This is a genomic window from Gordonia sp. SL306 (genome assembly GCF_026625785.1).
Taxonomy (GTDB): domain Bacteria; phylum Actinomycetota; class Actinomycetes; order Mycobacteriales; family Mycobacteriaceae; genus Gordonia.
The window spans coordinates 456,708-471,361 of sequence record NZ_CP113063.1; the positions used below are offsets into that span (position 1 = coordinate 456,708).

The following is a 14,654-nucleotide window of genomic DNA, read 5'->3' on the forward strand; positions in this document are numbered from 1 at the left end:
GTCGAACGATCACCGTATGACGGTAGCGCGCGCCGATCAGCCTGCCGCTCGGCGATGCCCTCCCGGGCGCCGGGTCCGCCGGGCGAAGTAGCGCCCGTCGACCTTGCTGAGGGTGATCTGTGCCCGGAACGCCGTCGACAGGTTCTCGCTGGTGAGGACGTCGTCGAGAAGTCCCTGCCCCACGATCTCCCCTTCGGAGAGCAACATGACGTGGGTGAATCCGTCGGGGATCTCCTCCACGTGGTGGGTGATCAACACGATCGCCGGCGCCTCCGGATCGGAGGCCAGTCGACCGAGGCGGTCCACGAGTTCCTCCCGGCCGCCGAGGTCGAGGCCGGCCGCCGGTTCGTCGAGCAGCAGCAGTTCCGGATCGGTCATCAACGCGCGCGCGATCAGGACTCGTTTGCGTTCGCCCTCCGACAACGTCCCGAACAGGCGATCGGCGAGGTGCTCGGCACCCAGCGACTCCAGCGACTCGATGGCCTGCGCGCGGTCGATGTCGTCGTAGGTCTCGCGCCACCTCCCGATGACCGAGTACCCGGCCGAGATCACCACGTCGCTCACGACCTCATCGGCGGGTACCCGCTCGGCCAGCGCCGCGCTGGACACACCGATGCGTGTGGAGAGCTCCCGGACCTCCACCTTCCCGAGCGGCTCGTTCAACACGAAGGCCGTACCGGCCGTCGGATGGACCTGCGCGGCGGCCATCCGCATGAGCGAGGTCTTGCCCGCGCCGTTCGGCCCGATCACCACCCAGCGTTCATCGAGTTCGACCTGCCAGGAGACGGGCCCGACCAGTGTGTTGCCGCCGCGGACCAGTGTCACGTCGCGGAAATCGACCAACAGGTCCGGATCGGATTCGTACACCTCGTCGTCGTCGGTCGCATCTGTCACTCCCCCATCGTGCCCTACGACGATGGCGGCCGCGTGGAGCCATGCGACACATGGTCGCCGACAAGGGAATCCGACGGGCCGGAATACACCGGGGCGCCGACGCCTTGACCACTACATGAGTGTTGATCTGTCCATCCTCGACCTGGCACAGGTCGGCCCCGGTGAGACCGTGCATGACAGCTTCGTCGCGAGTGTCGACATGGCGCAGCGCGCGGAGCGCTGGGGCTTCCGTCGCATCTGGTACGCCGAGCACCACAACATGTCGTCGATCGCCTCGGCCGCACCAGCCGTCCTCATCTCACATGTGGCCGCCCACACCGAATCGATCCGGCTCGGCGCTGGTGGCGTGATGTTGCCGAATCACTCGCCGCTTGCCATCGCCGAACAGTTCGGCACTCTCGGCGAGCTGTACCCGGGTCGCATCGACCTCGGACTCGGCCGTGCGCCGGGCGGCGATCAGCAGACCTTCGCCGCGTTGCGACGCTCGATGGCATCGGCAGATCGGTTCCCGTCGGATGTGCTGGAACTGCAGGGGTACCTGCGTGGTCAGTCGCGCGTCGAGGGCGTGGCGGCGACGCCGGGCGCAGGCACCGACATCCCGTTGTACATCCTGGGCTCGTCGCTCTTCGGCGCCCAGCTCGCCGCCGCGCTCGGCCTCCCCTATGCGTTCGCATCGCATTTCGCGCCGCAGGCCCTCGAGGAGGCTGTCGCGGTCTACCGACGGGAGTTCCAGCCGTCCGAACAGCTCGAGTCCCCGTACGTGATCGCCGGGGTCTGTGTGATCGCCGACGACGACGAGGCGGTCGCGCAGGAACAGCTGCGGCAGGCAAAACGCCACCGCGTCAACGCGCTCTTCGGCCGCGGCCGGAAGTTCACCGACGAGGAGGCCGACATGATCCTCGACATGCCGCAAGGCCGCCAGATCGATTCGATGATGACCTACGCAGGCGTCGGTACCCCGACGCAGGTGCTCGATTACCTCGACTGGTTCGCAGGCCACGCCGAAGCCGACGAACTCATCGTCGCGTCCATCGCACCTGATCGCGAGATCTGGCGGAACACCTTGGGGCACATCGCCCCGGCGACCGCTCGTACCGCGACGCCCTGACGTCTCGCAGCACCAGACGGGAGTCGGTCAGGTCCCGTCGGGAGCGAGACGGAAATCCGCGAAGTCGAAGCCCGGCAGCACCAGACAGCTGACCAGCGTCGGCTGGTCGCCGGTCGGTCGCGCGCGCTGCCACGTGCCGGGCGGGACGACGGCCTGGGGCCGGTGACCTGCGGCGATGTCGGCGCCGACCACGATGCCCGCAGGCGCATCCGGCGCCGGTCCGTCGCCGCCCAGCTCGAGCAGGACCGGCGAGCCTCGGTGATGCAGCCAGAGTTCTGCACCGCGGACCGTGTGCCACGCAGAATGCTCACCCGGCAGAAGCAGGAAGTAGATCGCGGTACCGGCCGCTCTGTCTCCCGGATAGTCGTGCGGGAGAACGTCGGCCGGGATCGTGACGTCGCTGCGCCACGTCTCCCGATACCAGCCGCCTTCCGGATGCGGCGAGAGTCCGAGCCCTCGCGCCCAATCGGGCAGTTCCGAGGCTGCGCTCATCCGTCGATCACCTCCGCGATCACCGTCACCGATCCGGGTGCGATCTCGGTGAACCCGGCGTCGCGGACCGCGACCGCGCGACCCGTCGAGTCGGCGTCGAGCAGCGCCGCCCACTGCGCACGCGTCGCCTCGCGAACCGCGAGCGGACACTCCGCCCGGCGCCATTCCCGTGCCCGCCCGGCGGTCATCAGCTTGACGGCGAGCATCGCACCGTGACCGACCTGGGCGGCGGCCTTTCCCACCGTCATCTCGAGACCCGGATTGATCCAGAGGCGCACTCCCCCGTCAGTCGCTGCGGACGCGACGTCGCCGGCGATCTCCGTCCCGCCGATCTGCAGGCGGGAGATCCGCTTGTCGACGTCGCCGACCCGACCCGGCACGATCGCCCGCGCCTGCGCACTGCCCTCTGCGACGGTCAGGCCCCAGACATCCTGCGCCGCCGCCCACTGCGCACCGCGTGCACGGCGAGCGATCTTGCGGATGCGGGCATCGCACCAGGCATCCATCGGCGCCGACCACGGACCGTCGCCACCTGAGCGGTCGTCGAGGCAGAGCATCGCCACCGCGCGGGCGGCAGCGGTCAGTAGCTCGGTGCGATCCGGCGGGTCCGCCTTCTCGATCCGCACCACCATCTGCATGGCCAGCACGTCGCCGGGATCGTCCGGGTCCTCTCCCCCTCCGACGTAGTCCACCAGTCGCCGATAGGCGTCGTCGAAAGGGTCCGCGGCATCGATCTCGGTCGCCGTGTCGGTCACCCCCACATCACCCCCAGTTCTCTGCTTTCGTGAGGCAGAACGGATGTCCGGATGGGTCCAGCAACACCCGCCAGGTCTCGCCGGGCTGCTCGGCCGGTACCGTCGCACCGAGCTCGACGCATCGCGCCGACGCCGAATCGAGGTCGTCGACGGCCAGATCGAAGTGGAATTGCTTGGAGCCGTTGGGGTTCGGCCACGCGGGCGGCACATAGTCGGGAATCGCACCGAACCCGAGCGCGGCTCCCGTGCCGGTCAGCATCGCGTAACCGTCGCCCGATGCAGTGATCTGCCAACCGAGCACCGCCGACCAGAACTCGGACGACACCTTCGCGTCGGCACAATCGAGCGTGACCATCGCCAGATCGCCGACCTTGTGTTCGCTCGCCATCAGAATGTCCTCTCGCTGGGTGATTCGACAGTCCGATCATGCTCCTCGCCGCCGACAACGGCTGAAGGAATACGACACGTCGACCGCTCAGCCGAGCGGCACGCGCCGTACGACCCCGTCCGCGGCGTCGGCCGCCTCGATCTCGTCGCGCGTGACGCCCAGGATGAAGAGCACCGCGTCGAGGAAGGGATGGCTCAGTGCGGCATCCGCGACCTCGCGCAGAGCCGGTTTGGCGTTGAAGGCGATGCCCAGGCCGGCCACGCTGAGCATGTCGATGTCGTTGGCGCCGTCCCCGACTGCGATCGTCTGCTCCATCGGAACACCGACCTGGTCGGCGAAAGCGCGGAGCGCCTTGGCCTTTCCCGCACGGTCGATGACCTCCCCGACGACCCGCCCGGTGAGTTTGCCGTTCACGATCTCGAGCGTGTTGGCTCGCACGAAATCCAACTCGAGTTCGTGCGCGAGTCCCTCGATCACCTGGCGGAATCCGCCGGAGACCACGCCGCAGTGGTAGCCGAGACGATGCAGGGTTCGGACCGTGGTCCGTGCGCCGGGGGTCAGTTGCAGGGAGCTCGCCACGTCGTCGATCACGCTCGCATCCAGACCGGCCAGGACGGCGACCCGTTGATGCAGCGACTCGGAGAAGTCGAGCTCACCTCGCATGGCGGCCTCGGTGACCGCCGCCACCTCGGCTTCCTTGCCCGCCTTGGCCGCCAGCATCTCGATCACCTCACCCTGGATGAGAGTCGAGTCGACGTCGAAGACGATGAGACGCTTCGCGCGCCGGGCCAGCCCCCCACGCTCCACCGCGATGTCGACCCCGTGGTCGACGGCGACGGCCGCCAGGCCCTTGCGTAACGCCGAGTCGGCGGCGACGTCGTCGCGGTTGGTGCTCACCATCAGTTCCAGGCCGGTGAGCGGATAGTCCGCGACCCCCCGGATGGAGTCGATGTTGCCGCGCTGACTGGCGAGTTCGGCGGCGATCGCACGGAACGCGCGTGCGGTCACGGGACTACCGAGGACCACCACCGCGTGGCTCGACGGACGTCGGGTTCCGGTGTCCGGACCGACCTCGACGATGACGTCGATGCCCACCGAGTCCATGGCCTGTTCGACCACGTCCTGGAGTTCCTCGGGATCTCCCGACGCGGACACGAGCACACCCAGCGTCAGCCGACGCCTGATCACCACCTGCTCGACGTCGAGGAGGCTGACCTTCTGGCCTGCCAGCGCGCCCATGAGCACCGACGTCACGCCGGGCTTGTCCGGCCCGGTGACGGTGATCAGGACTGTCGTGTCACCCGATTCCTTCGCCACGTGTTCGCGGTTGCCCGTGGCGTCAGCGCGGATCCGCGTCCCCGGACGCCTCGTGATCGCCGGTGGTCAGTGGCGCTCGACGGATGTGCTCGGCCTCTTCGGCAACCTGCCGGTCGTGGCCGTGCTCGTCGTGACCCGGGCCGACATGGGCCTCCGCACGCATCCGGTCGATCATGTGCGGATAGTGCAGTTCGAAGGCCGGACGCTCGGAACGAATCCGGGGCAGTTCGGTGAAGTTGTGCCGCGGCGGCGGGCAACTGGTGGCCCACTCGAGCGAGTTGCCGAAGCCCCACGGATCATCCACTGTGACGACCTCGCCGTAGCGGTAGCTACGGAAGACGTTCCACAGGAACGGCAGGGTCGACAGACCGAGGATGAAGGCTCCCAGCGTCGACACCATGTTCAGCGTGGTGAACCCGTCGGACGGCAGGTAGTCGGCGTAGCGACGCGGCATGCCCTCGTTACCGAGCCAGTGCTGCACCAGGAAGGTGGTGTGGAAGCCGATGAACGTCAGCCAGAAATGGATCTTGCCGAGGCGCTCGTCGAGCATGCGGCCGGTCATCTTGGGGAACCAGAAGTAGATACCGGCGTACGTCGCGAACACGATGGTGCCGAAGAGCACGTAGTGGAAGTGGGCGACGACGAAGTAGCTGTCGGACAGGTGGAAGTCGAGCGGCGGGCTGGCGAGCAGCACACCGGTGAGGCCACCGAAGAGGAACGTGACGATGAAGCCGACGGAGAACAACATCGGCGTCTCGAACGTCATGTTGCCCTTCCACATCGTGCCTATCCAGTTGAAGAACTTCACACCGGTCGGCACCGCGATGAGGAATGTCATGAAGGAGAAGAACGGCAGCAGCACGGCACCGGTGACGTACATGTGGTGCGCCCACACGGCCACCGACAGCGCCGCGATCGACAGCGTCGCATACACCAGTCCCGAGTAACCGAAGATCGGTTTGCGGGCGAACACCGGGAACACCTCGGACACGATGCCGAAGAACGGCAAAGCGATGATGTAGACCTCGGGGTGGCCGAAGAACCAGAACAGGTGCTGCCACAAGATCACACCGCCGTTGGCGGGATCGTAGAGGTGCGCGCCGAACTGCCGATCGACCTCGAGGCCCATCAGAGCAGCGGTCAGCAGCGGGAAGGCGAGCAGGATCAGCACGCTGGTCACCAGGATGTTCCAGGTGAAGATCGGCATCCGGAACATGGTCATACCCGGTGCGCGCAGACACACGACGGTGGTCACCATGTTGACCGCGCCCAGGATGGTGCCCAGACCGGACACGGCCAGACCCATGATCCACATGTCGGCACCGATGCCGGGCGAGTGGATCGCATCGGTCAGCGGCGTGTAGGCCGTCCAGCCGAAGTCGGCGGCACCACCCGGGGTCAGGAAGCCTGCGACCGCGATCGTCGAACCGAACACGAACAGCCAGAAGCCGAAGGCGTTCAGACGCGGGAACGCGACGTCGGGCGAACCGATCTGCAGCGGCAGCACGAAGTTCGCGAAGCCGATCACGATCGGGGTCGCGTACATCAGCAGCATCACCGTGCCGTGCATGGTGAACAGCTGGTTGAACTGCTCGGTCGACAGGAACTGCATGCCCGGATGAGCGAGCTCGCCACGCATCAGCAGCGCCATCAGGCCACCGATGAGGAAGAACGCAAAGCAGGCGGTTATGTACATCATGCCGATCAACTTGTGATCGGTCGTCGTCAGCAGCTTGTAGATGAACGAGCCCTTGGGCTGATAGCGCTCCGGATACGGACGCACTGGTGCCACTTGCGTGGTGGGCTGGTCTACCGCGGTCACAGATCCTCCTCGTTGCGCAACCGATCAGGGCCGGTCAACTCCCGTTTCCCCGCGGTCGCCACATGAACAAAGCGAGCGCTGAGTACTGATCCTAAACCCTCACACGGGCAGTGGCCGAGTGGGTCCTACGATACGTCGTATTCGACTGTCCGGGCCCCTCATCGGCACAGTTCAGGGCCCCCGTCGGCGGCGACGCGCTGGCCACCGGGCGCCCGTCCCCGTCGTCGCCGGTGACGCGTCGCGACCGCGGGAGGACAACCGATCGCCCGGTGCTAGCGTGATCGCGTGCACCGCAGCGGCGAAACCCGGTTGGAACGGTCGGATCGAGGGGCCCGGGGCGTGGTTCGGGCGATCGGGGCCATGTCGTCGATCGCCGTCGTGGCGGCCATCGCCGCCTGCAGCGACAACGCGCCTCTGACGACCCCCGACGGTCAGCCGGTCTCCACGGTCACCACGCGGGTGGCCGAGGTGAACATCGTCAACGCCGACCGGGACCTCGGCAAGACCTGCCTCGCACCGACAGCCCCTGACGCCGGGGTCACCGACGTCACGCGAATCGTGGTCACCGACCCGGCCCTGCTCGACGCGATCTGCGCACTCGGCATCGGCCCCAAGGTCACCGCAGTCGCGGCCGCACCGGGCAGCATCCCCGCCTATCTCGGACCGCAGCTGGCGGCGGTTCCCACGATCGGCTCCACTCCCGACGCCGCCGCGGTGGCCGCGGCGAACCCCGACCTCGTCCTCACGACACCACGGACCGCGGCCGCCGCGAAGAGCTTCGGTGACGCGCGCGTCGAGACGATCGGGCAGGCGACCGGATGGAAAGCACGATTCCAGGCCGTCGCCGACGCGCTCGGCCGATCGTCGACCGGCACACGGCTGCTCGACGAGTTCCACACCGAGACGCAGAAGACCGGACGGCGCATGGATGCTCCGCACAGCCAGATCTCGCTGGTCCGGTTCACCGGGGATTCGGAGATGATCGCCGGGACCGAGACGTTCGCCGGGCAGATCCTGTCGGAGGTCGGCGTGCAGCGACCCGAACCACAGCGCTCACCCCGCTCGTTCACCGTCACCGACAAGAATTTCACCGACGCCGACGGAGACCTCATCTACGTCAGCTTCCAGGGCGAGGACGGCCTCGAGCACGGGAAAGAGGTGCTGCTGAGCGATCGCTGGCTCGACATGGGTGCGCCGACGTGGAAGCGGGTTCTCTCCGTCGACGATCAGATCTGGTACGGAACCTCCGGCCTCGCTGCCGCCTGGCTGGTCCTGAACGACGTGAAGGGGTCCCTCGATGGCAACTCGTGATCTGGCCGCACAGGCCCGGGAACTACTCGATCTGCACCGGCCCGGCGACCCGGGGGTGTTCCCGACGGTGTGGGACGCCTGGTCGGCAGGCCTCGCGGTGAGCGGCGGTTTCGCGGCGCTCACGGTGGGCAGCCACCCGGTCGCCGACTCGATCGGTCGAGCCGACAACGAGGGCATGACCTTCGACGAGTTGCTGACCCGGGTGCGCCAGATCAGCGGCGCCGTCGACGTACCGCTGTCGATCGACATCGAGTCGGGCTACGCCGAGTCACCCGAACGCCTCATCGACGGACTGCTCGAGGCCGGCGCGGTTGGCCTCAACATCGAGGACACCGTGCACTCCGAGGGCGGTCGTCTCCGCGATTCACAGGAACACGCGGATCTGGTCGCCGCCTTGCGCAGCGCCGCCGACGCGGCCGGTGTGCCGGTGGTCATCAACGCACGGACGGATCTGTTCCTGAAGCAGGTCGGCGACGAGGCGGATCGGGTCGACCGCGCGGTCGCGAGATTGACCTTGTGCGCCGACGCCGGGGCGAGTTCGCTCTACCCGGTCGGTTTCCACACCGACGACGTCCAGCGGCGACTCTGCACCGAGCTGCCGCTGCCGGTCAACGCCATCGGCAATCCGGCCGACGGCTCGCGCGCGCACTTCGCCGAGCTCGGCGTCGGACGGATCAGCTTCGGCCCGCTGTGGCAGATGAGCATCGCCCAGCGAGCGACCGATCTGCTCGCCGACTGGCACTGAGCCCGATTCCGATCGGGCCGTCCGAGTAACGGTCAGTCTGCGTCCAACCCTCGTGCCGGGACCCGGGACAGATAAGTCTGGACGCATGAGTGTCACCGACGACTACCTCGCCAACAACGCCGAGTACGCGAAGACCTTCACCGGGCCGCTGCCCTTGCCGCCGAGCAAGCATGTGGCGGTGGTCGCCTGTATGGATGCCCGCCTCGACGTGTACCGCATCCTCGGCCTCGGCGAGGGCGAGGCGCATGTGATCCGCAACGCCGGCGGCGTCGTCACCGACGACGAGATCCGCTCGCTCGCCATCAGCCAGCGGCTGCTCGGCACCACCGAGATCATCCTCATCCACCACACCGACTGCGGAATGCTCACCTTCACAGACGACGATTTCAAGCGCGACATCCAGACCGAGACCGGCCAGAAACCGGAGTGGGCCGCAGAGGCGTTCCCCGATCTCGACGAGGATGTCCGGCAGTCGATCACCCGGATCAAGAACAGCCCGTTCATCACGAAGACGAGCTCGCTGCGCGGATTCGTCTTCGACGTCGCGACCGGCGTATTGAACGAGGTCGCCGCCTGAGCTACCGCACTCCGACGACACGGACACCCGAGACGCATCCCACATTTGTTACAGTTGCAGTTACAGTAGTGGCATGAACTCGAAGGTCCCCTCCGACTACGCGGATCTGCTCGAACGGCCGATCGTCGGCGTTCTCGCCACGGTCAGCCCGGACGGCTCCCCGAACCTGACCCCGAAGCAGTTCACCTGGGACGGCGCGCATCTGCGGGTGAGCCAGACAATCCCCCGCAAGAAGTTCGTGAGTCTGCAGGCGAACCCGAATTACGCGTTCATGATCACCGATCCCGACGCACCCGCCCGCTGCCTGGAGGTCCGGGGCTGGCTGGTCACCGTGGAAGAGGACAAGGGCGCCCGGTTCTATCTCGACCTGGGCCAGAGGTACGGCGAGACCGATGGTGAGCCGCCGTCGGATGCCGACGATAGGGTGGTCATGATCCTCGATGCCACTCGATTCACCACGAAATAGGTCGACCACAGCCTCGACCGCCGACGCCTCCCCGACCCTGCCGCTGCACGCACTCTGGCGGCCGGGCGTTGGTCTGGCGCTGTGGTGGGCGCTGCCCGGGGCCGGTCCCGACGACCTCCCCGAGCCACTCACCCACCATCTGTCCCGTCGACGCGCACGCCGGGAACTGGCCGTCATCGGTGAATCCGGGCTGCGCGAGTTCGTCCCGACGATGACGCTCGGGGCCGGTTCCGGGGTGGCATTTCTCGACCTCACCCGGCCGCACGCGGTCAGCGGGGAGATCCGCTGGTACCGATACCTCCTCGACGGCGTGCGAGCCCACGTCGCCGCGGGCGCGGTGGCGCCCGGGGTCGCCGAGATCGACGGCGAACCGATGCTGCGGTGGCAGGCCGTACCGACCTCGTCCTGGCAGAGCTGGATGTCCGTCGTCTCGGCGACGGCACCTGCGCTGGTGGCGGAGAACGGTGGCACCGATGCGATCACCGACCTGCTCGGCGAACTCGTCGATCACGAATGCCGCGGACGGATCGCCGCCGCGGGGCCGATCGCCGTCGACGGGCAGCCGTCCGAATGGCTGTTGCGCGCCCTGTGCCCCGATCCACCGGACCTCGAAGCGGAGGGCCGCTCACGGCTGCGAAACGCATCCACGGCTTGGATGCACTGGAACAACGCCGCGCCACAGGATGATTCGACCATCGTTCTCCGCCTGCACGAACCGGAGGACGAATCCGAAGATGACCTCGGTGCCCGTCGGCGACCCGACGATGCCCGGTGGCGATTGGAGGTGTGCAGGCGCGCATCGGACGGCCGGATCCTCGCCGTCGTGCCGCACCGGCTCGACGGACACGAGCTCGATCGGGTGACCACCGGACTCGCCGCCGCCGTGCGCGCCTTTCCCGAGTTGTCGCGGGCGGAACCGGATCGGCACACCCTCGACTTTCTGCTGACGACCCCGGTGGTGGAGAAGCTGTTCGCCGGCGGCGCCGCCGTCCTGACCGATGCCGGTTGCCCGGTCCTGCTCCCCCGCACCATCGCCGAGGTACGTCCGGCACTCGGGTTGCGCGCCCGGCCGGTGGCGACCAGCACCGGGCGCGCCGCGCAGATCGGGGTCGCCGAGGTCGGCGAGTTCGAATGGCGCCTCGCGCTCGGCGACGATCCAGCCGCCCTGAGTTTCTCCGATGCCGACCTGGCCGACCTCGCTCGACAGCAGGGTGACCTGGTGCGGATTCACGGGGTCTGGGTGCGCGCGGAGGGTGCCGCGCTCACCCGCGCGGCGGCGTTCGTCATCGCGCAGCGCGCCAACGCGGCGTCGGATCAGCCGGCGGACATGGGTGAACTATTCAATCTCGTCGTCGACACCGTGCCGGTCCCCGTGACATCGATCGAGGGACTCTCCTGGCTCGACGACATAGCGACCGGCGGCGCTCTACGACCGGCGCCGGTCACCGCTCCACCGTCGTTGCGCGCCGAGCTCCGGCCGTATCAGCAGCGCGGGCTGGAATGGCTCTCGTACCTCGCCACCCACCGGATCGGCGGGGTCCTCGCCGACGACATGGGTCTCGGCAAGACCGTGCAGGTGATCGCACTGTTGTGCCACGAGCAGGCGACCGACCCCACCCTCGGACGACCGACGTTGATCATCTGTCCGATGTCGGTGGTGGGTAACTGGGAGCGGGAGATCGCCCGGTTCGCCCCCGATCTACGCGTGGCCGTCCACCACGGGGCCGCCCGGGCCGCCGGGAGCCGATTCGGCGCCGTACACGCCGACGCCGACGTCGTCCTCACCACCTTCGCCATCGCGACGCGCGACCGTGACCTGCTGAAGGCCCACCGGTGGCGGCGGGTGGTCGTCGACGAGGCCCAGCACGTCAAGAACGTCGCCACCAAGGCGGCCAAGGCCATTCGCGCAGTACCGGCTGACCATCGCATCGCACTGACCGGCACCCCGGTCGAGAACCGGCTCGAGGACCTGCGGGCGGTGATCGATCTGGTCAACCCCGGACTCCTCGGCTCCGCGTCCCGATTCCGGGCGAGGTTCGCCGAACCCATCGAACGCGAGCGCGACCCGGCGGCGATCCGCAGATTGGGCGCCCTGACCCGTCCGTTCATCCTCCGGCGGGAGAAGTCGGATCCGACCATCATCTCCGATCTGCCGGAGAAGACCGACATCACCGTCCGGGCCAATCTGACCGTCGAACAGGCCGCGCTCTATCGCGCGGTCATCGACGAGCTCATGGAGGCACTGCGCAGCAAGCAGCAGCGGACCATCCGTCGCCGGAACATCCTGGCCGCACTGACCCGCTTGAAGCAGGTGTGCAATCACCCGGCCCACTATCTGGCCGACGGGTCGGAACTGTTGCGCCGCAACAGACACCGATCGGGCAAGGTGGAGTTGCTGGTGGACATCCTGACCACGGCAGCCGCCGAGGGCGACCGGGCCCTGGTGTTCACCCAGTTCGCCGCCTTCGGCGAGCTGTTGTCGGAGTGGCTGGCACCCTACCTCGGCGAGCCCGTTCCGGTGCTGCACGGAGGCCGGACCCGTGGGGAGCGCGATCAGATGGTCGCGCGTTTCCAGAGCGGTGACGGGCCCCCGGCGATGATCGCCACCCTGAAGGCCGGCGGCACGGGACTCAACCTCACGGCCGCCAATCACGTGGTGCATGTCGACCGGTGGTGGAATCCCGCGGTCGAGGATCAGGCCACCGACCGCGCGTACCGGATCGGTCAGCAGCAGCGTGTCCAGGTGCACCGGTTCCTCTGTGTCGGCACGCTCGAGGAGCGCATCGACGAGATGATCTCCGCGAAACGGGAACTCTCACGGCTGACCGTCAGCTCGGGCGAGAGCTGGCTGTCCGATCTCGGCGACGACGAGCTCTTCGACCTGTTCCGACTCCGAGACGAGGCGGTGAGCGAATGAGTCGCGGCAGCGAACGCAGGGTCGGCGGACGGCTCACGTCGACGCGGGGTTACGGAGTGAGCCGGTGGGGACACGCCTTTGTCGATGTGGTCGAGGGGGTGCACAGCGGCGACGCGGACCGACGGCGGATCACCCAGGCCCGCCGCTACTTTCGGGATCATCATGCCGAACGGATCGCGATCTCGGACGCCGCGGTGACCGCCGCGGTCCGGGGCAGTCAGCTCGACCCTTTCGACGTGACCCTGACCATGCGGCCGGTCGACGTGCCGACCGTCATCGCCCTGCTCCGCTCACGTGACGCCACCGGCGACCTCATGGCCCTGGCCCGGGGCGAACAGCCGACCGCGATGGGCGAACTGCTGCTCCCGACCGAATCGGCGGACATCGCCGCGGACTGTACCTGTCCCGACGAATCCCCCCGGTGCATCCACGTGCTGTGCGTCGCCTACGAGGTCGCGGCGGAGATCGACCGCAGCGCAGTGACATTGCTGACCGTCATGGGTACCGACCTGGCCACCCTACTGTCCTCGGCGACCGAGGTGTCGCGATCGCGCGGCGATGACGGTCCGTCGTCGCGCGAGCACCCATCCGCACCGGTCGTCGACTTCTACGGCACCAACGCGGTGCTGCCTCCGCTGCCGAGCCCGCCCCGACTGAACCCGATCATGGACCTGGACCCGGATGCGTTGCGCAAGGCACTGCGCGCCTCCGGCGTCGCCCCGGCCGACATCGGCGAGATCCTGGATCTGCTCGACGAACTGTACGAACGATTCCGCGAGCCATCCATTTCGTAGCAACAACCCGCGGTGGGCGCGGATTCTTGCTACGGAATCGGCGAGGGGACTAGAAGTCCCAGTCCTCGTCCTCGGTGTTGACGGCCTTGCCGATCACGTACGAGCTACCGGACCCGGAGAAGAAGTCGTGATTCTCGTCGGCGTTCGGCGACAGTGCGGACAGGATGGCGGGGTTCACGTCGGTCTCGTCCCGCGGGAACATCGCCTCGTAGCCGAGGTTCATCAGCGCCTTGTTGGCGTTGTAGCGCAAGAACTTCTTGACGTCCTCGGTGAGCCCCACCTCGTCGTAGAGAGCCTCGGTGTAGTCGGACTCGTTGTCGTAGAGCTCGAACAGCAACTCGAAGGTGTAGTCCTTGAGCTCCTGCCGCCGCTCCGCGGTCTGCACCTCGAGCCCGCGCTGGTACTTGTACCCGATGTAGTAACCGTGCACCGCCTCGTCGCGGATGATCAGGCGGATGAGGTCGGCAGTGTTGGTGAGCTTCGCACGGCTCGACCAGTACATCGGCAGGTAGAAGCCGGAGTAGAAGAGGAACGACTCCAGCAGCGTCGAGGCGACCTTGCGCTTGAGCGGATCTTCGCCACGGTAGTAGTCCATGACGATCTGCGCCTTGCGCTGCAGGTGCTCGCTCTCCTCCGACCAGCGGAACGCCTCGTCGATCTCCTTGGTGGAACACAGTGTGGAGAAGATCGAACTGTAGCTCTTGGCGTGCACCGACTCCATGAAGGCGATGTTGGTGAGCACCGCCTCCTCGTGCGGGGTGGTGGCGTCGGGGATCAACGAGACCGCACCGACCGTGCCCTGGATGGTGTCGAGCAACGTGAGACCGGTGAAGACACGCATGGTCAGCTGCTTCTCGTACTCGGTCAGCGTGTTCCACGACGGGATGTCGTTGGAGACCGGCACCTTCTCGGGTAGCCAGAAGTTGCCGGTGAGGCGATCCCACACCTCGGCGTCCTTCTCGTCGGGCACCCGGTTCCAGTTGATCGCGGAAACCCGGCTCACGAGTTTGATCGGGGCGCCGTCGGCCGGGCTGTGGCTCTCGGTGGACGTCATTGGTATTCCCTGTT

At 67.5% G+C, this 14,654-nt stretch carries 14 protein-coding genes; 7 read left to right on the forward strand and 7 right to left on the reverse strand.

Going from position 1 to position 14,654, the window contains the following annotated elements; translation table 11 throughout:
• Nucleotides 1-36 precede the first annotated feature (36 nt).
• The gene (locus OVA31_RS02145; protein WP_267631372.1) at nt 37-867 is read right to left on the reverse strand and encodes an ABC transporter ATP-binding protein; all 831 of its coding nucleotides are present in this window, start codon (nt 865-867) and stop codon (nt 37-39) included.
• Between the two features lie 142 nt (nt 868-1,009).
• Here OVA31_RS02145 and OVA31_RS02150 point away from each other — a divergent pair, with 142 nt between their 5' ends.
• The gene (locus OVA31_RS02150; protein WP_267629489.1) at nt 1,010-2,002 is read left to right on the forward strand and encodes an LLM class flavin-dependent oxidoreductase; all 993 of its coding nucleotides are present in this window, start codon (nt 1,010-1,012) and stop codon (nt 2,000-2,002) included.
• 27 nt (nt 2,003-2,029) lie between these two features.
• On the opposite strand, the gene OVA31_RS02155 is transcribed toward OVA31_RS02150, so the two are convergent.
• The 5 genes from OVA31_RS02155 to ctaD all read right to left on the reverse strand — a co-directional run bounded on the left by OVA31_RS02155 (nt 2,030) and on the right by ctaD (nt 6,776).
• Nucleotides 2,030-2,494, reverse strand: a complete 465-nt coding sequence (locus OVA31_RS02155) for a cupin domain-containing protein (RefSeq protein ID WP_267629490.1) — start codon at nt 2,492-2,494, stop codon at nt 2,030-2,032.
• Nucleotides 2,491-3,249: a peptidyl-tRNA hydrolase gene (locus OVA31_RS02160; protein ID WP_267629491.1), complete on the reverse strand. Its 759-nt coding sequence runs from the start codon at nt 3,247-3,249 to the stop codon at nt 2,491-2,493. The genes OVA31_RS02155 and OVA31_RS02160 overlap by 4 nt, the downstream gene beginning before the upstream one ends.
• Nucleotides 3,250-3,256: 7 nt before the next feature.
• Nucleotides 3,257-3,637, reverse strand: coding sequence for a VOC family protein (locus OVA31_RS02165; RefSeq protein WP_267629492.1), 381 nt, complete (start codon nt 3,635-3,637; stop codon nt 3,257-3,259).
• Between the two features lie 87 nt (nt 3,638-3,724).
• On the reverse strand, nt 3,725-4,954 hold the full coding sequence (serB, locus tag OVA31_RS02170; protein WP_267629493.1) for a phosphoserine phosphatase SerB: 1,230 nt from the start codon (nt 4,952-4,954) through the stop codon (nt 3,725-3,727).
• 22 nt (nt 4,955-4,976) lie between these two features.
• Nucleotides 4,977-6,776 (reverse strand): cytochrome c oxidase subunit I, encoded by a 1,800-nt coding sequence (gene ctaD, locus OVA31_RS02175; RefSeq protein ID WP_267629494.1) that lies wholly within the window; start codon nt 6,774-6,776, stop codon nt 4,977-4,979.
• A gap of 360 nt (nt 6,777-7,136) precedes the next feature.
• On the opposite strand from ctaD, the gene OVA31_RS02180 reads away from it, so the two are divergent.
• The 6 genes from OVA31_RS02180 (at nt 7,137) to OVA31_RS02205 (ending at nt 13,586) form a co-directional block, all read left to right on the forward strand.
• A complete protein-coding gene (locus OVA31_RS02180) occupies nt 7,137-8,087 on the forward strand; it encodes an ABC transporter substrate-binding protein (protein WP_267631373.1) in 951 nt (316 codons plus the stop codon).
• Complete coding sequence (locus OVA31_RS02185; protein ID WP_267629495.1) at nt 8,074-8,832, forward strand: isocitrate lyase/PEP mutase family protein; 759 nt, start codon at nt 8,074-8,076, stop codon at nt 8,830-8,832. Before OVA31_RS02180 ends, OVA31_RS02185 begins: the two co-directional genes overlap by 14 nt.
• Nucleotides 8,833-8,917: 85 nt before the next feature.
• The gene (locus OVA31_RS02190; RefSeq protein WP_267629496.1) at nt 8,918-9,409 is read left to right on the forward strand and encodes a beta-class carbonic anhydrase; all 492 of its coding nucleotides are present in this window, start codon (nt 8,918-8,920) and stop codon (nt 9,407-9,409) included.
• Nucleotides 9,410-9,482: 73 nt separating this feature from the next.
• Complete coding sequence (locus OVA31_RS02195; protein ID WP_267629497.1) at nt 9,483-9,875, forward strand: pyridoxamine 5'-phosphate oxidase family protein; 393 nt, start codon at nt 9,483-9,485, stop codon at nt 9,873-9,875.
• Nucleotides 9,850-12,792, forward strand: a complete 2,943-nt coding sequence (locus OVA31_RS02200) for a DEAD/DEAH box helicase (RefSeq protein WP_267629498.1) — start codon at nt 9,850-9,852, stop codon at nt 12,790-12,792. The genes OVA31_RS02195 and OVA31_RS02200 overlap by 26 nt, the downstream gene beginning before the upstream one ends.
• Nucleotides 12,789-13,586 (forward strand): hypothetical protein, encoded by a 798-nt coding sequence (locus tag OVA31_RS02205; RefSeq protein ID WP_267629499.1) that lies wholly within the window; start codon nt 12,789-12,791, stop codon nt 13,584-13,586. The genes OVA31_RS02200 and OVA31_RS02205 overlap by 4 nt, the downstream gene beginning before the upstream one ends.
• A 49-nt stretch (nt 13,587-13,635) precedes the next feature.
• On the opposite strand, the gene nrdF is transcribed toward OVA31_RS02205, so the two are convergent.
• Nucleotides 13,636-14,640 (reverse strand): class 1b ribonucleoside-diphosphate reductase subunit beta, encoded by a 1,005-nt coding sequence (nrdF, locus tag OVA31_RS02210; protein WP_164309025.1) that lies wholly within the window; start codon nt 14,638-14,640, stop codon nt 13,636-13,638.
• Between the last annotated feature and the right edge of the window lie 14 nt (nt 14,641-14,654).

What these genes read in the sequence shown, in the direction of transcription:
- OVA31_RS02205 (WP_267629499.1), top strand. Translation starts at nt 12,789, where the DNA reads ATGAGTCGCGGCAGCGAACGCAGGGTCGGCGGACGGCTCACGTCGACG.
- OVA31_RS02200 (WP_267629498.1), top strand. Translation starts at nt 9,850, where the DNA reads ATGCCACTCGATTCACCACGAAATAGGTCGACCACAGCCTCGACCGCC.
- OVA31_RS02190 (WP_267629496.1), top strand. Translation starts at nt 8,918, where the DNA reads ATGAGTGTCACCGACGACTACCTCGCCAACAACGCCGAGTACGCGAAG.
- nrdF (WP_164309025.1), bottom strand. Translation starts at nt 14,640, where the DNA reads ATGACGTCCACCGAGAGCCACAGCCCGGCCGACGGCGCCCCGATCAAA.
- OVA31_RS02165 (WP_267629492.1), bottom strand. Translation starts at nt 3,637, where the DNA reads ATGGCGAGCGAACACAAGGTCGGCGATCTGGCGATGGTCACGCTCGAT.
- OVA31_RS02195 (WP_267629497.1), top strand. Translation starts at nt 9,483, where the DNA reads ATGAACTCGAAGGTCCCCTCCGACTACGCGGATCTGCTCGAACGGCCG.
- OVA31_RS02155 (WP_267629490.1), bottom strand. Translation starts at nt 2,494, where the DNA reads ATGAGCGCAGCCTCGGAACTGCCCGATTGGGCGCGAGGGCTCGGACTC.
- OVA31_RS02180 (WP_267631373.1), top strand. Translation starts at nt 7,137, where the DNA reads ATGTCGTCGATCGCCGTCGTGGCGGCCATCGCCGCCTGCAGCGACAAC.
- OVA31_RS02185 (WP_267629495.1), top strand. Translation starts at nt 8,074, where the DNA reads ATGGCAACTCGTGATCTGGCCGCACAGGCCCGGGAACTACTCGATCTG.
- OVA31_RS02150 (WP_267629489.1), top strand. Translation starts at nt 1,010, where the DNA reads ATGAGTGTTGATCTGTCCATCCTCGACCTGGCACAGGTCGGCCCCGGT.